At 51.5% G+C, this 25,588-nt stretch carries 24 protein-coding genes and 2 tRNA genes; 6 read left to right on the forward strand and 20 right to left on the reverse strand.

The features are described from left to right. Positions 1-6: 6 nt before the first annotated feature. The 5 genes from D9A02_RS18960 to D9A02_RS18980 all read right to left on the reverse strand — a co-directional run bounded on the left by D9A02_RS18960 (position 7) and on the right by D9A02_RS18980 (position 4,250). Entirely contained in the window at positions 7-795 is a 789-nt protein-coding gene (locus tag D9A02_RS18960; protein ID WP_120502410.1) for an ABC transporter substrate-binding protein, read from the reverse strand. Positions 796-846: 51 nt separating this feature from the next. Beyond that, the gene (locus tag D9A02_RS18965; RefSeq protein WP_120502411.1) at positions 847-1,236 is read right to left on the reverse strand and encodes a RidA family protein; all 390 of its coding nucleotides are present in this window, start codon (positions 1,234-1,236) and stop codon (positions 847-849) included. Between the two features lie 3 nt (positions 1,237-1,239). Further along, a complete protein-coding gene (locus D9A02_RS18970; RefSeq protein WP_120502412.1) occupies positions 1,240-2,226 on the reverse strand; it encodes a pyridoxal-phosphate dependent enzyme in 987 nt (328 codons plus the stop codon). Further along, positions 2,223-3,152 carry a dihydrodipicolinate synthase family protein gene (locus tag D9A02_RS18975; RefSeq protein WP_120502413.1) on the reverse strand — a complete coding sequence of 310 codons (930 nt, stop codon included), beginning with the start codon at positions 3,150-3,152 and terminating at the stop codon, positions 2,223-2,225. Before D9A02_RS18975 ends, D9A02_RS18970 begins: the two co-directional genes overlap by 4 nt. 102 nt (positions 3,153-3,254) lie before the next feature. Further along, positions 3,255-4,250: a LysR family transcriptional regulator gene (locus D9A02_RS18980; protein ID WP_120502414.1), complete on the reverse strand. Its 996-nt coding sequence runs from the start codon at positions 4,248-4,250 to the stop codon at positions 3,255-3,257. 247 nt (positions 4,251-4,497) lie between these two features. Here D9A02_RS18980 and D9A02_RS18985 point away from each other — a divergent pair, with 247 nt between their 5' ends. Then, the gene (locus D9A02_RS18985) at positions 4,498-5,115 is read left to right on the forward strand and encodes an exonuclease domain-containing protein (protein WP_120502415.1); all 618 of its coding nucleotides are present in this window, start codon (positions 4,498-4,500) and stop codon (positions 5,113-5,115) included. A gap of 589 nt (positions 5,116-5,704) precedes the next feature. On the opposite strand, the gene D9A02_RS18995 is transcribed toward D9A02_RS18985, so the two are convergent. The 5 genes from D9A02_RS18995 to D9A02_RS19015 form a co-directional block, all read right to left on the reverse strand. Beyond that, complete coding sequence (locus D9A02_RS18995) at positions 5,705-7,216, reverse strand: class I adenylate-forming enzyme family protein (protein WP_120502416.1); 1,512 nt, start codon at positions 7,214-7,216, stop codon at positions 5,705-5,707. Next, positions 7,213-8,616: an aldehyde dehydrogenase family protein gene (locus D9A02_RS19000; protein WP_120502417.1), complete on the reverse strand. Its 1,404-nt coding sequence runs from the start codon at positions 8,614-8,616 to the stop codon at positions 7,213-7,215. Before D9A02_RS19000 ends, D9A02_RS18995 begins: the two co-directional genes overlap by 4 nt. A 63-nt stretch (positions 8,617-8,679) precedes the next feature. Beyond that, on the reverse strand, positions 8,680-9,642 hold the full coding sequence (locus D9A02_RS19005; RefSeq protein WP_120502418.1) for a tripartite tricarboxylate transporter substrate binding protein: 963 nt from the start codon (positions 9,640-9,642) through the stop codon (positions 8,680-8,682). 46 nt (positions 9,643-9,688) lie between these two features. Beyond that, positions 9,689-10,159 carry a tripartite tricarboxylate transporter TctB family protein gene (locus D9A02_RS19010; RefSeq protein WP_120502419.1) on the reverse strand — a complete coding sequence of 157 codons (471 nt, stop codon included), beginning with the start codon at positions 10,157-10,159 and terminating at the stop codon, positions 9,689-9,691. Continuing rightward, positions 10,156-11,667 (reverse strand): tripartite tricarboxylate transporter permease, encoded by a 1,512-nt coding sequence (locus D9A02_RS19015; RefSeq protein WP_120502420.1) that lies wholly within the window; start codon positions 11,665-11,667, stop codon positions 10,156-10,158. Before D9A02_RS19015 ends, D9A02_RS19010 begins: the two co-directional genes overlap by 4 nt. 98 nt (positions 11,668-11,765) lie before the next feature. Here D9A02_RS19015 and D9A02_RS19020 point away from each other — a divergent pair, with 98 nt between their 5' ends. Together D9A02_RS19020 and D9A02_RS19300 are read left to right on the forward strand one after the other, a co-directional pair. Continuing rightward, positions 11,766-12,794 carry a LacI family DNA-binding transcriptional regulator gene (locus D9A02_RS19020; RefSeq protein ID WP_120502421.1) on the forward strand — a complete coding sequence of 343 codons (1,029 nt, stop codon included), beginning with the start codon at positions 11,766-11,768 and terminating at the stop codon, positions 12,792-12,794. A gap of 207 nt (positions 12,795-13,001) precedes the next feature. Beyond that, positions 13,002-13,136: a hypothetical protein gene (locus tag D9A02_RS19300; protein ID WP_301951102.1), complete on the forward strand. Its 135-nt coding sequence runs from the start codon at positions 13,002-13,004 to the stop codon at positions 13,134-13,136. Here D9A02_RS19300 and D9A02_RS19030 read toward each other — a convergent pair. From D9A02_RS19030 to D9A02_RS19040, 3 genes are all read right to left on the reverse strand, one after another. Continuing rightward, positions 13,123-13,950 carry a LytTR family DNA-binding domain-containing protein gene (locus D9A02_RS19030; protein ID WP_162933138.1) on the reverse strand — a complete coding sequence of 276 codons (828 nt, stop codon included), beginning with the start codon at positions 13,948-13,950 and terminating at the stop codon, positions 13,123-13,125. The genes D9A02_RS19300 and D9A02_RS19030 overlap by 14 nt on opposite strands. Before the next feature lie 214 nt (positions 13,951-14,164). After that, the gene (locus tag D9A02_RS19035; RefSeq protein WP_254054682.1) at positions 14,165-14,917 is read right to left on the reverse strand and encodes a hypothetical protein; all 753 of its coding nucleotides are present in this window, start codon (positions 14,915-14,917) and stop codon (positions 14,165-14,167) included. A gap of 93 nt (positions 14,918-15,010) precedes the next feature. Continuing rightward, positions 15,011-15,685 (reverse strand): hypothetical protein, encoded by a 675-nt coding sequence (locus D9A02_RS19040; protein WP_120502425.1) that lies wholly within the window; start codon positions 15,683-15,685, stop codon positions 15,011-15,013. 233 nt (positions 15,686-15,918) lie between these two features. Between D9A02_RS19040 and D9A02_RS19045 the strand changes: the two genes are divergently transcribed. Together D9A02_RS19045 and D9A02_RS19050 are read left to right on the forward strand one after the other, a co-directional pair. Then, positions 15,919-16,389, forward strand: a complete 471-nt coding sequence (locus D9A02_RS19045) for a hypothetical protein (RefSeq protein WP_120502426.1) — start codon at positions 15,919-15,921, stop codon at positions 16,387-16,389. Between the two features lie 297 nt (positions 16,390-16,686). Beyond that, positions 16,687-17,106, forward strand: coding sequence for a hypothetical protein (locus D9A02_RS19050; protein WP_120502427.1), 420 nt, complete (start codon positions 16,687-16,689; stop codon positions 17,104-17,106). Positions 17,107-17,112: 6 nt separating this feature from the next. On the opposite strand, the gene D9A02_RS19055 is transcribed toward D9A02_RS19050, so the two are convergent. The 5 genes from D9A02_RS19055 to hutI all read right to left on the reverse strand — a co-directional run bounded on the left by D9A02_RS19055 (position 17,113) and on the right by hutI (position 22,482). After that, a tRNA-Gly gene (locus tag D9A02_RS19055) sits at positions 17,113-17,186 on the reverse strand. Between the two features lie 76 nt (positions 17,187-17,262). Then, positions 17,263-18,933, reverse strand: coding sequence for a urocanate hydratase (hutU, locus tag D9A02_RS19060; RefSeq protein WP_120502428.1), 1,671 nt, complete (start codon positions 18,931-18,933; stop codon positions 17,263-17,265). Further along, a complete protein-coding gene (hutG, locus tag D9A02_RS19065) occupies positions 18,930-19,745 on the reverse strand; it encodes an N-formylglutamate deformylase (RefSeq protein ID WP_120502429.1) in 816 nt (271 codons plus the stop codon). The genes hutU and hutG overlap by 4 nt, the downstream gene beginning before the upstream one ends. After that, on the reverse strand, positions 19,745-21,274 hold the full coding sequence (hutH, locus tag D9A02_RS19070) for a histidine ammonia-lyase (RefSeq protein WP_120502430.1): 1,530 nt from the start codon (positions 21,272-21,274) through the stop codon (positions 19,745-19,747). The genes hutG and hutH overlap by 1 nt, the downstream gene beginning before the upstream one ends. Continuing rightward, the gene (gene hutI, locus D9A02_RS19075) at positions 21,268-22,482 is read right to left on the reverse strand and encodes an imidazolonepropionase (protein WP_120502431.1); all 1,215 of its coding nucleotides are present in this window, start codon (positions 22,480-22,482) and stop codon (positions 21,268-21,270) included. The genes hutH and hutI overlap by 7 nt, the downstream gene beginning before the upstream one ends. 83 nt (positions 22,483-22,565) lie before the next feature. On the opposite strand from hutI, the gene D9A02_RS19080 reads away from it, so the two are divergent. After that, complete coding sequence (locus D9A02_RS19080; RefSeq protein ID WP_120502432.1) at positions 22,566-23,927, forward strand: formimidoylglutamate deiminase; 1,362 nt, start codon at positions 22,566-22,568, stop codon at positions 23,925-23,927. A gap of 16 nt (positions 23,928-23,943) precedes the next feature. Here the strand turns inward: D9A02_RS19080 and D9A02_RS19085 are convergent, their stop codons facing one another. After that, positions 23,944-24,633, reverse strand: coding sequence for a GntR family transcriptional regulator (locus tag D9A02_RS19085; RefSeq protein ID WP_120502433.1), 690 nt, complete (start codon positions 24,631-24,633; stop codon positions 23,944-23,946). A 255-nt stretch (positions 24,634-24,888) separates the two neighbouring features. Further along, a tRNA-Gly gene (locus D9A02_RS19090) sits at positions 24,889-24,962 on the reverse strand. Positions 24,963-25,588: the final 626 nt, after the last annotated feature.

Raw genomic sequence — 25,588 nt, forward strand, 5'->3', positions numbered from 1 at the left:
ATTCTATCACTCAGCTTTCATGGTTCGAACATTGATATCGAAGTATTGGTCGTTGATTTCCTTGTAGGTTCCATTCTCGATGATCGTGGCAAGGGCTGCATTAATGGCCTCAACAAGATCCGTATCTGCCTGGCGGATAGCGATGCCGACACCATCCCCAACAAATTCTGGGTCCGTGATTGGGTCACCAATGATTTCGCAACAAGCACCATCTTCGGTTTTCAACGTCCAATCTGAAAGGGGAATCGTGTCGCCCACCATCAGGTCCAACCGACCGCTTGCCATATCCAGATTGGCGTCATCCTGGCTTGCATAAAGTCGAAGGTCAGCTTGCGGATAGACCGCTTGAATAAAATCCGCCTGTGTCGTTCCGCTTTGCGCGCCAAAAGTCCTGTTAGACAGGGCCTCAGGCGAAAAGTCGGTGATGCCTGCATCTTTTGCGGCAACATAGCTCATTGCTGCCAGATAGTACGGGTCCGAGAAGGCTACCTGCTTTTTGCGCTCTTCAGTGATGAACATCGAGGCAATCACAAAATCATATTTGTTGGCAATCAGGCCGGGAATAATTCCGTCCCAATCCTGTGCAACCAATTCACATTCGCGACCCATCTCTTCACAAAGCGCAAGACCAATATCTACATCAAAACCAGCAAGTTGACCGGAGGAATCGATATAGTTAAAGGGGGGAAAGGCACCTTCAGTACCCAGACGCAGTGTATCCTGAGCATTGACTGCTGTAGCTGAAAGAGATGTGAGGACTGCCAGTCCTACAAGTGATTTGACGATGGTTTTCATGAGTTTTCTCCTCTGTCGTGGTGCCGCATCCGCGGATCTCTTTTATTGCTGTTAATTTGGGGGGCAGTAGGCGATGAACTCGATTTCCACCGCAGCGCCGATTGTTAGACCCGCACAAATTATCGCGCGTGCCGGGGCGTTTGATTTGAAGTACTCTGTATAGGCGGCATTAAACGCGTCGAAGTCATCCGCATTCGGCAAGCAAACATTTGTCTTGATGACGTCTCCTAGCGTGGCACCCGCCTGTGCGAGGATACGTTTGGCATCTGCCAAGATCTGATGAGTTTCAGCGACAACACCGCCCCGTACGATCTCAAAGTCTGCGCCAAACCCAACCAAGCCGGAAACGTAGATCATATCCCCGGCCCGGACATAGGTAGAATATGGCAAGTCTTCTTCGCTTGGCTTACCGTGCTCAATTATTTTTTTGGTTGAGTTCATGGTTCAGCTCGCTCCATTAATTGCCGATGTGAATGTGGGTAAGTCGATGTTGCGGCCGCTGATCACCACAATCGCGCGATCCGGGTTATGTTCGCGAACTTCGGGACTTAGTGCAGCGATAACCGAAGTGATTGAACCGCCCTCGACAATCAGCCCTTCGCTGTCAGCAAAGTGATGCATTTCCGGTGCCAGACTTTCTTCGGAAACAAGGACAGCCCTGTCCATGAAATCTCGTACAATCGGAAAGGTGTGAGTGTTCCGCATACCGATCGCCCCGGTAATGCAACTTGCCAGACTGGGAAATTCATCCACATGTACCGGCTTACCCGCCTCTAGGCTGCGAACCATTCCCGGTTCGATCTCCATTGACGAACCAACGACGGTCAGGTTTGGGGAAACCGATTTGGCCGCAAGTGCAATACCCGACAACAATCCTCCACCAGAAAGAGGGGCTACGATCATATCAGCGTCTGGCAGATCGGTCAGAGCCTCAAGTGCAATGGTGCCCTGCCCCGCAATAACTCTCAGGTCATCATATGGATCGGCCCAAGTGTATCCGTGTGTCTCTATCAACTGATCTGCATGGGCCTGGGCCTCGTCCTGGCTATCACCATGGACAATCACCTCGGCCCCATACGAACGCATCGCCTTCCGTTTGTTTTCGGGACAGAGATCGCACACTACAATCTTTGCCTGAATCCCAAGTTTCTTTGCCAGATAGGCAACCGCCCGTCCGTGATTACCACTTGATACGGCAACAACACCGCGTGATTTTTCTTCTTCGGTCAGTTGTAGAATGCGGTTGGAGGCCCCCCTTAACTTGAAGCTTCCTGTGATTTGCAGATTTTCCAATTTGAGCCAGATTTCAAAACCAGCGCGTTCAGATAAAACTTCGGAAAACACCAAGGGTGTGCGACGAATGATCGGCGTTATCCGTTGATGCGCCGTCATGATATCCTGCAGCGCCAGAAATTTGGCAGGGACCCTCATCGCATTGTTCCCAGGCCAGCCGGGAAATGGGGCGAAAACGGTACCACCATTTCCGAAAGTTGCTGGCAACGCGCCTCCGGCAATGTTTCGAGCGGCGGCCGAACCAGACGCCAGTTCTCATCACCAGAGGCATTCGCAACAATGTCTTTGACCGCTTCGCTGATTGGAAACTTCAGCAACGTTTCTTCCCAAAGCCGAACAAGCAAATCTTGTGCCTCTTGCGCCATTGGAGTGTTTTCTGACCATTCGGCATATACGCGCGCCAGAAGATTGGGCGTCAGATTCGCCGTCGCCGTAATTGCGCCATGGCCGCCTTCTTGCAGCAACGGCCACAACAAATTGTCATCACCCGAAAAGACCTTGAGCTGTGGGAACGTTTTTGCCAAGTAAATCATGTTTTCCAGCGACCCGGTGCTGTCCTTTATGCCCACAAAGACCTCCGGATAGCGGTCAATCAACCGACTTATGACATTTGGATTGACAGGTGCGCCGGTTGCCTCAGGGAAATGGTAAAAGATTATATCACGCGCGCTGTCGCTCAGGCTCTCGAGCAGCTCAGAATAGAAACCGAACACGCCGTTATCTGATGCGGGGCGGAAAAAATATGGCGGGTGAACCAGAATTCCGGCACAGCCCAGATCAAGCGCATGAGCACTGAGCAGAGCTGTATCAGCAACTGAGCAACAGCCGGTTCCAACAATCACGCTATTTGCATTAATCCCTGATGCGATCAGGGCTTCAAGCACTTCCCGACGTTCCGCCAGTCCAAACGACGCAGCTTCCCCGGTTGTTCCAAACAGCACGATCCCGTCGCAGCCATTGGCCAAAAGCCAACGGCAATGGCCGATTAGTTTACCCCGATCAATACTGCCGTTCGCCAATAACGGAACGATACTTGCTGCGCAAACGGATGGAAGGCGTCCCATAGTTCATCAATCCCCTCGAGTGTTGCGAGCATTCAAGGGAAGTTTTAGTTCGGCTAAAATCACAATTTACAAAAGTTAACTTTTGCCCAGCAAAAGTATAGTTCAATCGATTGCCTGAACCTCTGTCAGGGCTTTCAGAAACATGTCCACGCGTTTGTCGTTACTGACTCTATGGTAGACAATTTTGATGTCCGTTCCGTAAGAGTAAATTTCGGGTAACAACGGCCAGATTTCGTTTTGATCGATCCAATGTTCACAAGCATGTCTAGGCAAATAGCCAAGATAAGCCCCGCTCAGAACCATCCCGAGCATTGCTTCAACTGTCGCAACAGTCGCACTTTTGGCAAAAATTGTGGGTCTAGTTTCCTTGTGGCTATCATCAAAGTTGCGCGCGGAAAACTTCGAGCTCGACACAATAGCAGCCAACTCATCCTTGTTCTCAATTCCAAAGGCAGCATGCGTGCTTCCGCAGCACAGAAGCTGCATCTCATTGTAAATCACGACTGAATCGAGAGCACTGGAAACTTCTCGGAACGGGCCCACTGCCAAGTTTAGTTCATTGTTAAGCAACGCGCGTTCCATTTGTGGCGCGTTCATCAAAACGATATTAAAATCCACATCCGGTGCCAGGGTGGAAAATTTGCGGATAACCTTATAGATCGGGCATCGTAAATTGGTCAAAATAGCGTCGTCCATTGCAATTTTGATCTGACCTCGCAGATCCCCTCTGAAGGCGTCAATTGACTTTTCAAATTGGCTTAGGGCGTTGCTCAATGGCTTTATCTGCGAGACAACTAAATGCCCACCCTCAGTAAGCTTGAAGCCACTTCGACCGCGATCACACAACCGAAATCCCAATCGCGCTTCAAGGTTTGATATGGCGGCACTAATTGCAGGCAGGCTCATGTTCAGGCTGTACTGTGCTGACGATAACCCACCGGCCTCGACCACATGAGCAAACACATGCAACAGCTTCAGGTCCGCATCCTGTAGCCTAGGATGATCAGAGATGCCATTTTGCAAAAAATTTACCTTCCATTTAGCAGTTGGATCCTCGTTTTTACACTGACCCGCACGACTCTTTATAGATTTGCACACTATCTTAATTTTTGCACTCTAAGCCAGTGATCTAAGGATCACCTGCGTTTTGGGTGGATATGCGCGGCTGGTCTTTCAATTTTACCGACCTCTGAGGAGATTTTCAGGTCGGCTCTCTACCGTCATTCTCTGCGTTTCGCATTAATGTCTGCTATCGGGTTTAGCGTGCCAGGAGTGAAAACCCGGCTTTGGCCATTAGCAACAAAGCTGCTTTGCGTTGATCGATGAACGTGGGAAAGTCGTTGTCATGGCCAATGCTGCACCTTTGTCTTTACCAACCTGTTTCAATCAGGTCGAACCGCTAAGCGACAATCTCAGATTCATAGCTGTAGACGTAGAGACTGCCGGATATGACATCGCGAGCATCTGTCAAATCGGCCTGGCTTTTGTTGGGTTTGACAACTCAATTGCGACTTACAGCACTTACATCGATCCTCGCACGCCATTCGCCGCAGGCAATACGCGATTGCATGGCATTGATGCTGCAACTATCAAGAACGCCCCCAAATTTGCAGAAATATTGCCTGACCTGCGTCCGGTTCTTGAGACATATCCGCTTATTCAACATAGCCGTTACGATGAGAAAGCCTTTGATGCAGCGTGCCGACTTGCAGGACTTCAAGTGTTGAAGTCGGTATGGTCAGACAGCGTTGCCATCGCTCGCCAAGCCTGGCCGGAGTTGCGGGGCAATGGTGGGCATGGTCTGGCCAATCTCAAAAAGGTGTTAGGGCTTCAATTCAAACACCATGATGCTGGAGAAGATGCACGTGCTGCTGCCGAAGTTACTTTGAAAGCAGAAGCATCAATGGGGCGAAAAATCAGGCTGCTGAATGCCTCACAGCAGTTGGTCTTTGATTTTCTGTGATGCGAGAGGGCGACTTCGTGGGCCATAAGGCATCAGAACAACCATCAGCTCAAACTGAGGGCTCAAATTTCATGACAAATAGTACTTAGAATTAATGTACATGCTATGTGTATTTTATGGACGCCAAAGAGTCACATTCAAATATGAGTCATAGTAAAAACAATAAGTTACATGAGGTCAAATGGGCAAACTCGGGTCCATTATCTATACATAAGGTGTACATTGAGCGGCTTCACAACGATGCTTTCGGGGTGAAGCCGTCTCTATTTGAGTATGGGGTTCGAGGAAATTTTTGGACGCGAAGATCACTCTTTGGTCACACGAAAAGCCGTACAAACCCTTTGTGGATTGCGTGATTAACGCACGAAATCAGAGTGTTAAATCCGTTCCCCAGGTGGCACAGCCTTAATGACCGCATCGAAGAAATGTTCTGCAGGAACGTCGAGAGCCCGGCTATGATGACGGGCAATGTCTTGAGGTCGGCGGCACATGGCTTTTGCGCCTAAACTCCACCAACTTAGATAAGGAGACAGAATACCCATGGTAAGGGGGTCGGGAAGCAGTCTTTCGCTGCACCTACAAATCAAAGCTATGCAGAGGCGTTCTTTGTTAAATGCACAAGCTGTTTTCTCTGAATTTTACCAGAAGGTCCCTTTGGCAGGTCGTCTAGGACATGCACTATTTCGGGGGACTTAAACTTCCCTACTTTGTCATTGCATATTTTGATTAGTCTATCTGACCCCAATTCGGAGCCTTCTTTTAGCTTAACAGCAGCTTCGACCCTTTCGCCGTAAATTTTGCAAGGTCGCGCAAAAGCAGCGGCCTCGATTACATCGGGGTGCGAATACAGGGCTTCATCGATTTCTCGGGGGGCGATGTTTTCCCCGCCTTTAATAATAAGTTCCTTCAGGCGGCCCGTGACAAAGAAATACCCATCCTCATCGACATGCCCCAAATCCCCGGTACGCAACCAACCATCGGGCGTGAAAGTATCTTTCGTAGCCTGCGGATTGTTAAGGTATTCGCGCATCACATTTGGTCCGCGTACCGCAATTTCGCCCTGAATGTTTGGTCCCAGCGGAGTGAAGTCAGACGACAAAATACAGGCTTCGTTCCCATAGGCTTTACCAGGGGAACCAATTTTACGAATTCCGGGAGGCAAAGGGTTTGATAAAATCTGAGCAGCCGTCTCCGTCAGTCCCATGGTTTCGACAATCGGAACTTCAAATCGATTTTCAAAGCTGTTTTGAACATCGGGCGCCAGAGGTGAGCTTGCAGATCGTCCAAACCGCAATCTGTCGCGCGTTGCTTGATCGGGCGTGACGTCCGAGTGCAACAAGTGAGAAATGATAGTCGGAACAACTGAAAACCACGTCGCTTGCGATTCAGAACATTGATTCCAGAAATTTCGAGAGGAGAACTTCTCAGCGACGGCAACAGAACCGCCTGAGATAAGGGCACTGAGTATGGTGACGCAAAGGCCATTGATGTGGTAAATCGGAAGCACACACAATCCACAATCTTCGGATGTCAGTTTGTGCGAAACGGTGGGGGTCCAGCCCCCTGCAAGTAAACTGGAGTGGCTGTGAACAACACCTTTGGGCCGCCCAGTTGTGCCAGACGTGTACATGAGCAATGCAGCATCTGTCGAAGATATATCATGCAGTTTGCCCGATTGGAGCGTTGGCATATCCGTCATAAGTTCCAACTTGACCGGTCGCACACGTTCAAAGAGATCAATCTGCTGATTGCCACCAAAAGCTACACGAGCACCACAGTGACCAAGAGCATAACCAATCGCCTCGTCCCCAGCGACAAGGTTGATAATTGCTGCACAAAATCCTCCGTACAGAACGCCATAAAGGCATTCGATAGCGTCTTGACCATTGGGTTGAAGGATCGCGACGCTTTCCCCTTTTTCCAATCCAGTTGAGGTCAAGTGCCAAGCGATGTTGCGCGCCTTATCTCGAAGGCTTGCCCATTTAAGTGGCGGGGATCCGTCAAAAAAGTGATACGCTATTGTGTCACCGGATACCGCAGCTCGATGATCTAACCAATCACGAACGGTTCCTAGGGGAGGTATCTCAGGATCAAATATCATTGCCCTGATGCCTCCCAATAGTCGCTGAAGATGTCTTCAAGCGAAGGTTGCCTTGGCGCAATTTCTCGAATGATCCTCGTCGTCTGGATAAAGTGCTTCCAATGCAGATTGTCGTCTATCGAATTGCCGCCCCAGCTCCCGCATCCCATCGAGAGGGAGAAGGGCATGCCATTCGTGAATGACCCGCCTGTGGCAAAGGTATGAGCCTGATTTACGATGACCCGACAAGTTGGCATCTGTTGACCCAGTTCAATCGCGCGTTGGTCTTCGCTGGTGTGTATGCCAAGCGAATGGCCCGCACCTTGGTAATTCAAAATGCGTGCGGCAATGCTTCGGGCGTCTTCATAATCTCTGGCACGGTACACCGCGACAACTCGGCTCAATTTCTCACCAGACAGCGGATTATCTGCCCCAATGCCCGAAGTTTCAACGGCAAGGAACTTGGTGTTGGACGGCACATTTTTCGCCATGCCAAGCGCTGCGATCATTTTATCAGCATCTTGGGCGATCACCTCCCGGTTCAGGTGCCCATCTGGCCACAGCTTTTCAACAATCGCAGCCTCATCCGTGACAAGCGCACCGCCTTCCGCTGCTAAAGCTGTAACAAAATCAGTGTAAACTGCATCAACAACAATAATTGAATTTTCCGAAGAGCACGATGTTGCGTTGTCAAAGATTTTAGACGCCGTAATCTTTTGCGCCGCTGCTACCAGATCAGCAGTTTCATCTACAATGCTTGTGACATTTCCTGCACCAACAGCAACAGCCGGGGTGCCACAGGTTTGCGCGCGATACACGTTATTTTGACTGCCGGTACATATCACCCGGTCGGCCAATTCCATCATCGCCTGCGTCTTTGCCTTAGAACCAGGGGCTGGCAACATCTGAACCAAATCCTGATCCAGCCCGATTTTAGCAAACTCCGCATGAATGTATTCTAATAACACTTCACAGCACGCAACACCCTTTGGCGAAGGAGCCACGACAATTGAATTGCCGCATTTCAGGGCATTGATGATGTTGTTAGCTGGCGTTGCCGCGGGATTTGTGGATGGCACCACAGCCCCCACAACACCCAAAGGACGCGCGATTTCTGTAATTCCGGTGTCAGGATCATCGGACAGAATTCCACAGGTTTGAACATCCTTGATATCACGCATCAGGCCAAGTGTTTTGCGGTGGTTTTTTGTAACCTTGTCCGGAGCGTTCCCAAGGCCAGTTGTCTTCACCGCAAGTTCGGCCAGTTCCTGGTTGCGCGTTGGTTCCATGATGGCCCATGCAGCGGCTTCAGCAGCGCGGTCATATCGACCCTGAGTCGCCCCGAACTCGTAGTTTTTCTGAGCGACACGAGCGCGCGCCATGATTAGCTCCACCTGAGCGATGTCATCATGTGCGTTCATCTTGGAAATCTCCCTTGGTTTGGACAGGGCAGCAATCGGCCCCGTCCTTTGGTGAGCAGTGGCTTAAAGTCCTGCCAGCAGTTCTTTGAGTGTTTCTTCCCGAGCGGCCCACATTTCGATGACTTCATCGCGGGTCATGATGTGCATTGGGGATCCGCCCGCATCCATTTTTTTGGAAACTTTTCCGTTTTTGAACATTTCCGGAACTGTTGCGGCCAAGGTATCGATCACCTCTTGCGGCGTCCCCTTTGGCACCATGATGCCGCGAAAATTCACGCTGGCATTGTCGATATCATAGCCTTGCTCTTTCAGGGTTGGGACGTCCGGTAAGAATGCATTACGCTCAAGATCGAACACGCCAAGAATTTTTACATTCCCTGCCTCTTGCGCGCGAAAGGCATCGGACAAATTATTCACCCCTCCTATGACCTCGCCGGCGATCACGGCCTTCATTGCTGCAGCCCCGCCACCTTTGGTGGGGATATAAGCCATTTTCACACCTGCTGCTTTTTCAAGCTGTAACGCTGCAATGTGGTGCCCGACGAACAGACCCGCGCCAGAAAAAGTAAGCTTACCGGGGTTCTCATTGGCAAAAGCGACAACATCATCCATAGAATTCATCGGGCTGTCTGTTGCCACAACGAAAACGGCAGGGTCCGCACCCCAATTCGCAATTGGTTCAAAACTGTCAGTGGAATATTCGACACCGCCTTTGATTGATTGCGCAATGAAATGCGGGACGTTGTAAGCCCCAAGGGTGTAGCCGTCAGCTTCAGCTTGTGTCGCAAACCAGTTCCAGCCAACACGGCCACCTGCACCAGGTTTGTTGATGATAGCAATTGGCATGCCAAGAGCATCTTCGTTGCCAGCTGTCATAGTCACAATGCGTGCCTGAAAGTCTGTCGCGCCACCAGCGCCGTAACTGACCATCATCATGACGGGGCGCTCAGGGTAAGCGTCTGCGAAAACTACGCCGCCAGCTAATGTTGTGAGAGCTAAAGTTGCTCCTAAAATAAGTTTCTTCATTTTTTCCTCCCTAGGATTGTTGCTCAGTTGCGTTTTCCGCAACGTTTTAGAAAAAGATCTCGCGTGGTGTGTAGACTTTCAACAGCTTGGCAAAGAGGCCGTACATAACGACCAAATAGCAGGCAGTAATGATCATGCGTTTGATCCAGGTTTTTAGCTCGCGATGAGATGCCGGATCGTAAATTGAAAGCAGGATGAAAAAGACGATTGCACCTGCAGTGTAAAACCCAATCGCCTTGGCAAGCCAGAACACGTAAATCAAAGCGATGATCAAACCCGGAAACAGATTGATGACATCTGTTCTGCCTAGCCCGTGCCCGACTTTGGTCCATCCCATAAGCGCCTTGGCAAATGTCCATAGTGCAAGAACAACGAAGACCGTAGATATCAGTCTTGGGAACAAGAATGCTTCTGCTGGTTGCTGCGTGTAACTAACCCAAGCAACCCAGCACCCAACTGCTGCAATAACTCCAGATGCGACAATGTGCTGTACGCGGGGCAAAGAAGGTACCGTCATCCCATGATCTCCTCTTTTGACGTGTAGCGGCGAGATTTGATTTCCATCCATGACGAATAAATAATCGATGCGACGACCGCTCCGATGAGCGCGATGTTCAAAGCGCCGCTCAAGAAGTACGCACCAAGCCCGTCAGTGGCACTTGCAATCATGCTGCCCTGGATGAAGTTGGCTTCGGCAATTGGGCCGAGGATCAGGCCCAATACAAGTGGGGCTGCGGAAAACCCAAACCGTTCCAGAAAATACATCATCACACCAAGTGCGGCCATGACGTAGACATCGCCCATTGATGATTGGACTGAATAGCTGCCAAAGACTGCCAGCCCCAAAACCACGGCAGCCATCACACTCTGTGGGACTTGAGCAACGCGTGCGGCCAACCCAGCAACATAGAGCCCAAAAATACACATCAAAATTTGCCCGATCAGCATCGAGTTGATGAAGGTCCAAGCAACGTCTGGATGATTGTCAAAAAGATCAGTACCGGGGAAAATTCCGTGTATCAGCAAGCCCCCAAGTAAGACGGCTGCGGTTGGTGAACCAGGAATTGATAGCGTCAATAAGGGCACAAGGCTGGGGCCAACCATGGCGTTGTTTGCTGCTTCTGCGGCAATGACACCTTCAGGGTGTCCCTTGCCAAATTGATCCCGGTGTGGGCTGAATTTTTTGGCTTGGTCATAGGCAACTAGGCCTGCGATCTGCCCTCCGACCCCGGGAATAAGTCCAATGATTGATCCGGTTATAGTTCCGATGGAAAGGGCGCGTGGTTGTCGAGCGACTTCTCGAACAGCGTCGATCACCGAATGTTTTTCAACGGCGATCACTTCGGCTCCTTTGTCGCTACGCCCTTTTGCAAACATGGTCAGAACTTGAGGGATCGCGAACAGGCCAATCAAAGCAGCTATAATGTTGATCCCGCCCCCAAGCGCAGGATGAAAGATAAAGCGCTGTGCGCCCATGATGTCGTCAAATCCAATCGTGGCAAGCCACAATCCAATACAGCCGGACAATAGCCCCTTCACTACAGATGAAGAATCCAAAGACCCAATTACGGTGACGCCGAGGATGGCCAGCCAAAACAGATGACTTGGCCCAAAAGCAAGCGCCCATTTAGACAAAACTGGGGTCAAGAAAATCAACAGAAGAACTCCGATCACCCCACCCACTGCCGATGCTAGAAAGCTAAGTTGAAGCGCTTTTGCGCCTTTGCCTTGTTTGGCCATTGTGTGGCCATCCAAAGTTGTCGCGATATTCGCTGGTGCGCCGGGAATCTTGAGCAAGATTGCACTTACTGCACCACCCGCAACCGTTGAGGTATAGGCAGCACCCAACAAAATCAAACCTTGGACGGGTTGAAGGTGAAACGTGAACGGGATCAGTAGAGCAACTGCCATTGTGGGAGAAAGCCCCGGTGTTGCCCCTAAAATTAAGCCACCAACCGTGCCCAAGATTAAGAGCCCAAAGGACACAGGGGCAAAGACATCTCCGAAGTAATAAAGAAATTCCAAGTTCTCATCCCACCAAAAGCTTTTGATTGACAGAAAAGGTTACGTCATGAAAATAGTATTGCAAACGTTTTCATAAAAATTGGAAAAATGTATCCTAAATGACTGTTATTAATGATAATAAACCAGATATTGTGGATGTAGCAAAGGCTGCAAGAGTTTCCATTTCAACCGTATCGAGAAGCTTTAATCACCCGGATCTGGTGAACCCAACGACTCGAAGGAGGGTCGAACGCGCGGTCATAAAACTTGGGTACATCCGTAATCGCGCCGCTCAAGTAATGCATGGCAAGAGAAGTGGAACAATTGGCCTGGTTGTACCAACAATTGATAACGCAATATTTGCTGAACTTATTCAGTCGTTTACGACCGAGCTCGACGCTTGTGGTTTTACAATGTTGATTGCGTCACATGGGTTCGATCTTGACCGTGAGTACGCAATGCTGCGCAAGCTGCTTGAGCACCGGGTTGACGGATTGGCTGTGATTGGCCTTGAGCATTCAGATGCGACCCATCATTTGATCGAACAACAAGGTATACCGATTATTGCGATTTGGAACTATAGCGAGAACACCAATATGTCATGTGTAGGTGTAGAAAACACCGAAGCCGGTCGCTTGGCAGCCCATCACCTTCTATCGCTCGGACATCGAAAAATTAGCCTCGTGTTCCCTAGCACGGCAGGGAATGATCGCGCATATGATAGATTTCATGGTGCCTTAAATGAATTGCGAAGCAAAGATGTTGAGGTCCCCGAAAATTGGATATTAGAGGCCCCTTATAATATCGCCGAGGCAAAACGCGCCTGTTTATCATTGTTAAAAGAAAACAACATTCCCACAGCTATTTTGTGTGGCAATGACATCATCGCCCAAGGTGCACTATATGCAGCTCAGAAACTATCTATAGATGTTCCCGCAGATCTTTCGGTTATGGGAATTGGCGATTTCAAAGGTTCTGGTGAAATTGAACCAGGCTTGTCGACTATTCGGATTCCTGCCAAAAACATTGGCTCGCTAGCTGCAAAGCACCTAACCGACGAAATAGCTGATAAGCACGCCGATTTGGTTAAAGAGAAGTGTGAATTGCGTATCATTGAGAGAGGATCCACGGCACGTCAATTTAACTAACTTTGCCACAGAGCCTAGCCTGTTTGGTAAGTCTAACTTTACTGCAGACGATGACTTGATTGGTGAAGTCAAATTTCTTGATGTTAAGTCAACACTGACAAATGGCTTTGATATCACCGGGCCAGAATTACTTGATAACACAGATAGCTATCTGACCACAGATTCTGCTGAGACGCTTATGCTTCTACAAACACGGCAGGTATTGCCATTGATCGGCGTGGCGGGAACGATACCATTACCGGAGGTATAGGCGACGATACCCTGACCGGTGGCACTGGGAGCGACAACGCAACAGATGGAGCGGGTAATGATCGGTTACTCACGCTGGCTAATGCAACTTGACTTGAGATCGAAACCAATCACGAACCTCCGCTGCCCGCCCTCGAGATACCGGAATATCAACACCTGATCGTGTTTTGATGACGTTACCCGACAACTCCAAAGCATCGTCTGCGGACACCCAGTACGATCGATGCGTCTGCAAACCGCTCTCTGCGCTCATTTGGCGGATAAAGTCTTTCATCCGCGCGCGGTATTCAGTCGCCCCAGTTTTTGTCGTCACAACCAGATAGTGTTCTGCACTTTTCACATGGAGCACACTGCGCCACGGGATGGATCGCCCGTTCAAGACCACGAATTCACCAATCATATCCGTCTCGGCGGATGTGACCGTTTCTTCTACTCGCAGATCATCGGCTTGGTTTGGCCCTTGTTCATCGGCTTGACGGGCGCGATACAGTGGCAAAAGCCAACTCAAACTTACCGTGTCTAAGATTTGACCGATCAGGCAGTTCTTTACAACAGTGACCCAGGTCATTTCGACACCTCGGTCTGGTGCCCAGTCTCCCATAGCAATGGATAAATTGTCCGCAAAATACGAAAGAGCAACCACTAAAAGAGGAGTACAGCACAACAAAGGCAAGGGTGCTGAGGTCAGCTTCGTCCAGAGTGAGAAAGTATATTTGACCCAGCTTGGCACGATCAAAAGATAAAGTACGATACACAGGCCCCAATAGAATGCCCGTGATGTATAGTGCGGTAAGGTCGGAAACAGCACTGGATTCCCTAGAACAAGTAGAAACAATGTCGCAAAAGAAAGAACAATTATATTCTTACTGCGAACAAATCCTCGCAATTCGCGCAGCGTGAACTGCACAACCCCGCCATTCATGAGCAGAATGCGACATTCGTGACTTTCGGATTCGAACATCTGTTCTCGCGTGTCATTAGGGAACCAACCCGAAGGTAACTATTGCAACTTGGTATTTATGATCAAGGGCGCGACCAACATCCTTTATCTGGTTCTGTGTTTTGTGCACGGATGTTGGCCAATACCCCTCCACTGGGTACCGTTCCGTGCGGCGCAAAATTTATCGCGCTGCACGGAGCTCCACCAACGACTTTCCCAACCGAAAAGGCGCAGCAAAGCTCACCAAAGAGAGTGAGATAATTTGCAGCAACAAAAGAAACGCGTTTTCTTGCAAGAACTCCCATTCTGTTTTGAGTGTTCGAACCTGCGAAATCAACTTTTCATAGCTTTGCGCAAGAATTTGAAAATCCCCAGCCACGCCGGGCTGTATACCCCGTAAGGCCCCCATCGCCATCAGGGTATGTTCATCAAAGGCGGCGAAGGCCAGAAACTGGTCTGGATCAAAATTATCTGCGGCTTCGACCATGGTTTCCATATCTGTGTTCTCACTACCTGGGCGACCTAAAACAAAACGCAACCCTTGTAATGGAGAAACCTGATTGGTCACTTCGATGAATAAAGGTAATTCGGCATTCCCTGCCGTTGACGCCGACAGATAATCGACCTTGTCGCACAAAATCGAAACATATTGGTTAATATCAGATTGGCAGTAATGCAGGCGAAAACGCGCGGCATCACGGTCAAAGGCCGTCGTTGTCGCATAGGCGATATCAATTTGGCGCTCGATCCGTGAACTGTCATCGGTGTATACCCCGGCCAGTATAGCGCCAAATGCACCAAATCCGCCCAACACGATCCAGAGCAAATCAGCCACCTTCCAGACACGATGTCCGGCGGGTTTGCGGAACAAAAACAGCGTGCCGATAATCCCAACCGTGAAAGGAAGGATCAAAAAGAGCAGTTGGTTATCCATAGCCATCACCTTACCCTGATATGTGATGTCAAAAATTTAATGCCTCTATGGCCCCTTGAGCAAGATACAGCACCTTTGTTCAGCATTTTGTGATCATCGGCAAATACCGTCGATCTGCGCCTCACCCCAGGGCAGGGCTACCTGTTGCGGAATACTGAGCTTCTGCAAAGGGAAGCTGCCCCGAAGAAGGGTTTCTAACCTTTTTGTCCGAGGCGCCGTAGGATCCAGCGTGGCGCAGCAGACATATTCTTCGACAATACTAGCCTGCTGCTCATAACCATAATCCAGCAGTGACGTATCGGTCGCGACATCAAACAGATAGGGGTCATTGCCGCTACTGTGCTCACGCGCCGCCTTGAACGGGGAATAGCCTGTCAGGGCACGGTTTTGCCATTGCCAGACATGGGCCAACTCATGCGCAAACAACATCGCGTGGATCAGGCTGAAACGTTCTGGATAAGCGGGCAAAAAATTCGACTCAAACCAGTCTTTCGAAAAAAAGACCTTATTATGTAACACAATAGCAGCGGCTGAGACCGTCACCTTTTCAGTTGTCGGCTCTGGTAAAATACGTTCACGGCAGGTTAGGCGGGGGCGTTTTTGGCGATCATACGTGACCTTACCAATCAAAGCACCATTCATCACCCTTATGCGATTGATGTTCAGGCTCTCGCCATAAAGCTGGCTCGCAAATGAGACCTCAGATGAGGTCAGCGGCCTCCCACAGGCCGCCAATAACACCAAGAAGAGAAGAACACCCCGGAACATATTCAAACGTTACCAACCCCAACGGGCAGAAGCGAGCCAGTATCTTCCACAAAAACAGATTTGTGGGAAGCCGCGTATGGCCGGCAACCCACTTGATCAACAGACAACGTGCCGTAAAGTAAATCTGAGCACATACTTCAAAAACCTAGTGCTTTGGTCTGTTTTAGGGCTGCCACAAACGCAATTCGACAATAGACTGATAGGCCCCAGACCCAATTATAGTGGAGTTAACAATGAGCAAAATCACTTTCGCGGCGATTGGTGTCACAGTCCTTGCAGTGATTGTAGTGGCATTCAACCGCCCAGAACCAACACCTTCAGAAAAACTGGGGACCGCGTTTCAGGACTTGGGGAATGCTGCGACTGGCGTCGGGGATGCGCTTGTGGATAGCGTGAAAGGCACACAAGAAACTCTGCAGAAGGAATTGCGATCAGCCGCGGATGAATTTGCAGACTATGCAGCGGACTCGGCGCAAAGCCTGAGCCAGCAAGCCAAGGATCTTGTGGCCTCATGGCAGGACACAGGTATCATTTCCGAGGACGGCTTTGATTTCAAGACTGCTGTTCAGGCCTTGAAAGAAAGCTCTTTGGGCGACGCTACAAAGGAAAAAATCGTAAATGTCCTTGACCAAATACGAGAAACACCGGAATTGGCTGCCGAAAAACTACGCGAAATCAGAGAATTACTGGAACAAGCCGGTTAAGGTTGATGTGGAAGGGGCATAAAATCATGTTTTATCCATGCTTGCACAGCTAAAATCAAAAATCATAACCCTATCCTCGCCTCACGTGGACACGCAGCAGAGCCGACCATATGCGGCGATGGGGGGGGCGGTTACTTTTACCCATATCACCCTTTCCAAAGACTCTTTCAACGTAACACCGGTGATGCCATTGATGCGTTTACGCAAAAATTTGGCGCATCAGAGAGGTTAACAGAAACGGTTCACGCCCTGTCTGCGCAAAGCCAATCGCAAGCCGAAATGCTGGATAGATTTTACATGACCAAGCGTTTTGGCATCTGGAATCAAAAACTGGCGCGCGAAGGCAGACAAAGGCTTAGCCCGTTTTATGCCCGTCATGCGATGTCGGGCCTCGGGCATGGCCTTAAATGCGAACACCACGTAGCCCTGATCAAAGAGTATCTAGCAAACTGCTTGCACATTTCGATTAATGGCGAAGCGCCCCCATCGCAATATTCAGGCGGGGTGTTTTCGAATACGTTTCTGGAAAGCCGCATATTGGCAGGAAAAGTGATGCGCCGCCTGCGCAAACAAGCTGACCTTCAATCCAGCCGTTCTTCGGTCATTCGTGAAGCGATCGAAACCCTTCCCAATGGCTTTCTACATGGCAAGGCTCTAAACTATGCAGATTATGGCGCACAGCGTTTCCTGAAAATGTACAAAGAAGCCGCAAGTTGAATACATTGGAGCGGGTAGCGGGAATTGAACCCGCAACTAGAGCTTGGGAAGCTCGCATGAGACCATTTCACCATACCCGCCGCTGGCTTTTGCTCTATCATCGCCCCATGGGTGGCATCAAGTTGATTTCTCTGCTCAGCATGCCATTGCCAAATGTCAGCCAAGGATACCCGGCAGGCGCAAACCATGTAGGCGCGCACAATCCTTAGCGCTTTCATACCCTGCATCCGCGTGACGCCAAACGCCCGAGGCTGGATCGTTCCACAGCACCCGTTCCAGCCGCTTGGCCGCCTCATCCGTGCCATCGGCACAGATCACAACGCCAGAGTGTTGACTGAAACCCATGCCAACCCCGCCGCCATGGTGTAGCGACACCCATGTCGCGCCGGATGCCGTATTGACCAACGCATTCAGCAAAGGCCAATCGGACACGGCATCAGAACCATCGCGCATCGCCTCGGTTTCGCGGTTGGGCGAAGCAACTGAACCTGAATCCAAATGGTCACGCCCAATCACAACCGGAGCTTTCAACTCGCCGCTTTTAACCATCTCATTAAAGGCCAACCCTAGACGGTGACGGTCCCCCAGACCAACCCAGCAGATCCGCGCAGGCAGACCTTGGAAATCAATCCGCTCACGCGCCATATCCAACCAATTATGCAGGTGTTTGTTATCCGGCAGGATCTCTTTCACTTTTTGGTCGGTCTTATAGATATCCTCGGGATCGCCCGACAAGGCCGCCCAGCGGAACGGGCCGATGCCACGACAAAACAGCGGTCGAATATAAGCCGGCACAAAGCCGGGGAAGGCAAAGGCATCTTCCAGCCCTTCCTCCAGTGCCATCTGGCGGATGTTGTTACCGTAATCAACTGTCGGCACGCCACCGTTGTGAAAATCCACCATTGCGGCAACCTGCACTTTCATCGACGCGCGCGCGGCCTTTTCCACTGTTTTAGGCTCTGTTTCGATACGCGAGCGCCATTCCGCTACAGTCCAACCCTGCGGCAAGTAGCCATTCACCGGATCATGCGCAGAGGTCTGATCCGTCACGATGTCGGGCCGCACACCACGTTGGTAAATCTCTGGGAAAATATCTGCAGCATTACCAATCAAGCCAACAGATTTGGCCTCTCCTGCCTTGGTCCAATGGTCGATCATACCCAAAGCATCATCAAGGCTATGAGTGATCTCATCAACATAGCGGGTGCGCTTGCGGAACTCGGCGCTTTTCTCGTCACACTCGACCGCAAGACAGCAGGCCCCGGCCATCACTGCCGCTAGGGGCTGCGCCCCACCCATACCGCCAAGACCTCCAGTCAGGATCCAGCGGCCCTTGAGATTACCGCCATAATGCTGACGACCAGCTTCCATGAAGGTCTCATATGTCCCCTGTACGATACCTTGACTACCGATGTAGATCCAGGATCCAGCCGTCATCTGCCCGTACATCATCAAGCCTTTTTTATCGAGCTCGTTAAAATGATCCCAGTTCGCCCAATGTGGCACAAGGTTGGAGTTGGCAATTAACACGCGCGGCGCATCCTTATGCGTGCGCACAATGGCTACGGGTTTGCCCGACTGCACCACAAGGGTTTCGTCCTCTTCCAGATCCTTCAGGCTCTCACAGATCAGGTCAAAATCTTTCCAAGTCCGTGCCGCACGCCCAATGCCGCCGTAAACCACCAATTCATGCGGGTTTTCAGCCACGTCAGGATGCAGGTTGTTCATCAGCATCCGCAAGGGCGCCTCGGTCAGCCAGCTTTTGGCATTCAGTTCCGTGCCCGTGGGTGGAAATACATCGCGGGTGTTTTTACGAGGATCGCTCATTGGGCATTCCCTTCTGATTGCAAGCTGCCCGAACGGGCAAGTGTGTTGAGTTTTTTAAGCATTTTCCGCAAGTGCGGTCTGATCTTAGCTGCGTATGTCGCATCGAAATTCCAATGTGGACCCTCGTGCATATAAGCCCGCTGCGAGATTTCCATTTGCACCGCGTGGATGCCGGTTTCAGGGCGGCCATAGTGGCGTGTTGTCCAGCCACCTTTGAAACGTTCATTCAGAACCGCCGACATCCCCGAAGTTTCAGCAATGCTATGAACCATCTGCTGAATTCTGGCGGCGCAAGTTTCACCATTGTTGGTGCCGGTATTGAAAATCGGCAACTTACCGTCAAACAGGAAAGGAATGTTTGAACGGATCGAATGGCAATCGAACAAGATCGCCACGCCGTGTTTGGCTTTGACACGCTCCAATTCCTGCGTCAGTGCCGCGTGATAAGGTGTGTGAAACCACACTTTTCGCTCTTCGACTTCATCTGCTGAAGGTTCTTGCCCGTCATGCCAAATCGGCACGCCGTCAAAATCCGTCAGCGGCACCAGTGTCGTGGTGTTCTGCCCGGGATAAAGCGACACGCCCTGCGGATCGCGATTGGCATCAATCACATAGCGGTGGATATGCGACTGCACCACCGTTGCACCGGGCAAAAGCCCATCATAGAGCCTATCGATATGCCAGTCCGTGTCTGCCAAAACACGCCCATTTTGATTCAGTCGCACCAGAATTTCATCTGGCACCGATATGCCACCATGCGGTTGACCCAGAACAATGGGGCTATCGCCCGGCTGTACCGTGACCACCTGCATTAGATCAGTTCCGGCAAGGGTAAATCACCATCGGCAAGCAACGCTGCCTCTGCAACGAGGGTTTTGGCGGCTTCCAGATCAGGGGCCATATAGCGATCATCCCCAAGGGTTTCGACGTCTTGCCGCAACCGCCCAATCACGACTTGCAGGGCTGGGCTGGTGCTGAGCGGCGCGCGAAACTCTACCCCCTGCGCGGCACAAAGCAGTTCGACCCCAAGGATATAGTGCAGGTTCCCAACCATCCGACCCAAACGCCGTGCGCCGTGGGCGGCCATGGACACATGATCTTCCTGATTGGCAGAGGTTGGCGTGCTATCGGTCACGCACGGGTTGGCCAGATGCTTGTTTTCACTCATCAGGGCAGCAGTTGTCACTTCAGCAATCATCAGGCCAGAATTCAGCCCCGGTTCGGGGGTCAGGAACGGTGGCAGATCAAAACTCAGCGTCGGATCGACCATCAGCGCGATGCGGCGTTGCGAAATGGCGCCGATTTCGGACAGGGCCAAGGCCATCATGTCGGCAGCAAAACCCACGGGTTCGGCATGAAAATTACCACCCGAGACAATCATGTCACTTTCAGTCAGAACCAGCGGGTTATCAGTCGCTGCGTTCGCCTCGATCAACAGCGTTTGTGCCGCTTGTCGCAGTACATCCATTGCCGCCCCAGTGACCTGTGGCTGACAACGAATGCAATACGGATCCTGCACACGGCTATCCCCTTCGCGGTGGCTTTCGCGAATCTCTGACCCCGACAACACCGCACGCATGGAAGCCGCCGCTTCGATCTGGCCACGATGGCCGCGCAGTTCGTGAATTTCAGGTTGCAATGGTGCAGTGGATCCCATGATCGCATCTGTCGACAAGGCCGAGATCACCAGTGCATTTTGCGCCGCGCGCCAACCCTCGAACAGGCCGGCAAGCGCATAGGCGGTGGAAAACTGTGTGCCATTAATGAAGGCCAGCCCTTCCTTTGGGCCCAAATCAATTGGAGCCAACCCAGCCTGCGCCAGTGCCTTGGCCCCCGGCAACACCTGACCGTTATATTCAGCCTCACCTTCGCCGATGATGACAGCCGTCATATGGGCCAACGGGGCCAGATCACCCGAAGCCCCGACGGACCCTTGGGCCGGAATAACCGGTGTCACCCCCTGCGCCAGCATTTCCTGCAATAGCTGGACCAGTTCCCAACGCACGCCAGAGGCCCCGCGCCCAAATGACAGCAGCTTCAATGTCATCATCAGGCGCGTTATCCGGCGGTCAACCGGGTCACCCACCCCACAGCAATGCGACAGGATCAGGTTGCGCTGCAACTGCGCGGTATTTTCCGGCTCGATTTTAAGAGACGCAAGTTTACCAAAGCCAGTGTTTACCCCGTAAACCGGTACATCACCTGCCGCAGCTGCCGCCACTTTTTCAGCTGCTAACACCACCTGTGGCTTGCAAGCGTTATCTAATGTGACCGCGGGCTGAGTCCAATAAATTTCGTGTAATTGCACTAGATCGGTTTGGCCGGGAATAAGTGTCAGCATGGGTTTGTCTGTCCCTGAAAGATGCGTTGATACAGCGGGTTGAACCCGATGCGATAAGAAAGCTCGGCCGGGTGCGCCACATCCCAAACCGCCAGATCAGCACGTTTTCCTGCCGCAATCACACCCCTGTCATCTAGCCCCAGCGCGTCAGCCGCATTGCGTGTCACACCCGCCAGCGCTTCTTCCGGTGTCATCCGAAACAGGGTGCAAGCCATATTCATGGTCAGCAATAGAGATGTCAGCGGCGATGATCCCGGATTGCAATCGGTGGCCAATGCCATCGGCACCCCATGTTTGCGCAACAGGTCAATCGGTGGCTGTTGTGTTTCACGTAACGTGTAGAACGCCCCAGGTAAGATCACGCCTGTTGCGTTCGCCTGCGCCATGGCAATCACGCCATCCTCATCCAGATATTCGATGTGGTCAGCGGACAATGCGCCATATGAGGCGGCCAGTTTAGCTCCTCCCAGATTTGAGAGCTGCTCGGCATGAAGTTTGACCGGCAGACCCAGCGCCCTTGCCGTGTCAAAAACCCGCGCGATTTGCGCTGGCTGAAACGCGATGCCCTCACAAAACCCATCGACCGCATCCACCAACCCTTCTGCATGGGCGTCGCACAGGGTCGGAATGACTACCTCGTCAATATAGGCGTCATCGCGCCCTGCATATTCTGATGGAACGGCATGGGCGCCCAGATATGTTGTTTTAACCATAACGGGCCGCAGGTCTGCAATGCGGCGCGCGGCGCGCAGCATGTTCAGTTCGGCGTCTCGCTCCAACCCGTAGCCGGACTTAATCTCTATCGTGGTCAGTCCTTCTGCGATCAGCGCATCAACCCGCGGCAAAGCATCAGTGACCAGTGTTTCAAGGTTGGCCGCGCGCGTGGCCCGCACTGTCGAATTGATCCCGCCCCCAGCCCGAGCAATCTCTTCATACCCAGCCCCATTCAGACGCATCTCAAACTCTGCCGCACGGTCGCCGCCAAACACTACATGCGTATGGCAATCGATCAAACCCGGCGTCACCAGACGGCCGCCCAGATCACACCGCTCAGCCGCTTGATGCGTCTCCGGCAGCGCATCCAAAGGGCCAACCCACGCAATTTTCCCTGCCTCAATCACAACAGAGGCATTTTTGATCAGACTATAAGGTAGAGATGACGCAACCATCGTTGCCAACTGAATGTTGTATAAAATCCATTTTTTCATCGAATTTTTACCAGAACCTAGAACCCTTGATGTTTTGTCTATAACGCTGTAGGTATTTATTGTCTATACATAATGGAAACACCATGCAAATCCACGCGCAATCCGTCTTGCTGGGAAACGACTGGGCAAACGATGTCAGAGTGACCGTACAAGACGGTAAAATCGCCAGCATCGACACTGGCGTTGGCCGTAAGGCAGAGGATCTTGGCGTTGATTGCCTCTTGCCTGCACTCGCCAATCTGCACAGCCATTCCTTTCAGCGCGCAATGGCGGGCATGACCGAAACCCGCGTAACTGGCAAAGACAGTTTCTGGAGCTGGCGCAGCCTAATGTACCGCTTCCTTGATCACCTGACGCCAGAACAAGTTGAAGCGATCGCGGCACTTGTGTTCATGGAAATGCAGGAAACCGGATACGCTTCGGTTGGTGAATTTCACTACCTCCATCACCAACCTGGCGGGGCAGCTTACTCCAAGTTGTCAGAAATGAGCCAACGTATTTTTGCCGCAGCGACCACAACCGGCATCGGCCTGACCCATCTGCCCGTACTCTATACCTATGGCGGAGTTAACCAAGAACCCTTGGCTGGGGGGCAACTTCGCTTTGGCAACGATGTTGAGCGGTTTTTGAGATTGGTTGAAGAGTGTCGCCATAACCTCAGCGCCCTCCCCGATGACGCACGTATTGGCATTGCGCCACATTCACTACGGGCAACCTCCCCGGGCGATTTGACGCAAACCTTGGCGAACGCACCCGATGGGCCAGTGCACATTCATGTTTCCGAGCAGCTGCAAGAAGTGGCAGAAGTGTCCACGAAACTGGGGCAACGGCCAGTGGAATGGCTGTTGAGCAACGTCGACGTTAATGCTCGCTGGTGTCTGATCCATGCCACCCACATGACCAAAGTTGAAACCATCGCCATGGCTGAAAGCGGCGCTGTGGCTGGGCTATGTCCAATTACCGAGGCCAATCTAGGCGACGGGGCTTTCAATGGTCCAACTTATCTACAACATAGCGGAAACTTTGGCCTTGGGTCAGATTCGAATGTGCGCATCTCCCTGACTGAAGAACTGCGTGTGTTGGAATACTCCCAACGTCTGCGCGACATGCAGCGCAATGTATTGGCCGTTGATGGTGGATCGACTGGTGCCGCGTTATATTGTGGGGCCGCACGGGGTGGTGCGCAGGCACTAAATCGCGACGCCGGGGCGATCTCTATCGGGAAGTTGGCTGACTTAGTGGCCGTGGATCGAACACATCCAACGTTATCCGCCCTGAGTGATGCTCAGGTTCTGGACGGGTTATGTTTTGCCGCGTCCGATCAGGTCATAACTGACACTTGGTCTGCTGGCAGGCATATGGTTCGCGAAGGACAACACATTGCACGGGCGCAGATTACTGCGCGCTATAGCAAAGCCATCCACTCTCTGCTCGAATGTCTGTAATTAACTGGATTAGAGCCTAATATTGCATCGACATCTTATGACCACGCTGATGTAGCATGCGTACATAGGTGATCGGCTGACCCTGAAATGATGTCATCCGCTCTGCCGTGAACAAGGCATCCCCGAACGAGCACCCTAAGTGGTGCGCCAGATCTTCGTCTGCATTTGCCGCACCAAAACTGATCTGCGCGTCGGTATAGGGAACTGTAGCCAGCAGCCATTCATTGGGGCCAATGGTCGAGAAATCAGCTTGCTCAGCCTGTGGTAGGGCGGCAAGATTGATCCAGCGATCCTCATACTGATAGGGATGGTCATCCGCAGAATGCAGGCACGTCAAATGCAAAACGGCCGCCTCCGCCGGCAGTCCCAACCGGGCACAGAGCCAAGCAGGGGCGGGACATGTAGTGCGGTTGATCAATGCAAACCTGTATCGCTCGCCACGTGCCTCAATTTCTTTGCGCACCACCGGAACCTCAAACGTGGCCTGCTTGCGCGGTACGTCCCGCACGCGCGTGCCCGCCTTGCGACGGCGCACAACCAGCCCTTCTTCGGCCAATTCGCGCATGGCCCGATTAACCGTGGCCCGCGCGCAGCTGAACTCAGCACAAAGCTCCATTTCATTTGGAATCAAAGCACCGGGTGGCCATTCGTTTTCAATGATACGTCGCCGCAGCTCATCCCTGATATCACGAAACGCCGTTTTCATCGCTACCCCCCTGCCCGCCCAATGTAGCCCCGCAACCGCACTTTCGTATAAACCATAAACGTTTGTAGCAGCAAACCGCTTGCGGATTGATTAGCCCATGAAGTCAAAGGAAGATTTATGGAGCGGGCCGCGGGAATGGAAACCGGGTCATTAGATTGGAAGACAAACGTTCAAAAACACATAAACCGCGTATTATCAATGCATTAACAAAGGTTAAGTTTTTCTTTTGCAGGTAAGTTGTCGGAAATGAATTTCTGGAGCGGGCGGCGGGAATCGAACCCGCGTCATTAGCTTGGAAGGCTAAGGTCTTACCACTACACAACGCCCGCTCAACAGATTCACCTGATATTTCATGGAGGAAAGGAGGTCAACCCTACCTATGAGCGAGACCAGCAAAATCTAACCCGTTTCATAAAAGCCCGCCGCTGGAAATTGTGTACAGGTTGTACGCGGGTTTGGTACGCAAAGGAGGGGCGCGCGGACGGAGTGGTGATGCAAGGCTAAGGGACGGCCATCAGGGTGAGCGAATGACGTGAAGTTCCATGGCACCCAAAAGCGGTGGGCAAATATCATCTACCCTACGGCTCGCTGACATCAATGCCGCGCTCGGCCAGCATATCCTCTCATTGCCGAAGCGAGAGCCCATAATGGATCCGCAACTTCACGGCGAAACGGATGACATCACGACTGGATTTGAAATATTTAAATGGGCATCTACTGGTCATACCGATACGCTATCCCTGCCCCGAACACGGCGCAAGCGGTTAACTTGACAATGCCCATATGATATTAATTTGCCAATCGTCTAGATTTAATAACGCATCTTGCTTAGTTAAAAACCAATTATCGAACCCTTAATTGTCATTTTGTGGGTTTGAAAATACGAGATAGTAGCCACCTGTATCTCTGAGGGTAAAGTTCAATTCAGCTACTCAGCAGATTTGAATATTGTCCT

It is taken from the genome of Roseovarius sp. EL26 (assembly GCF_900327775.1).
Taxonomy (GTDB): Bacteria; Pseudomonadota; Alphaproteobacteria; order Rhodobacterales; family Rhodobacteraceae; genus Roseovarius.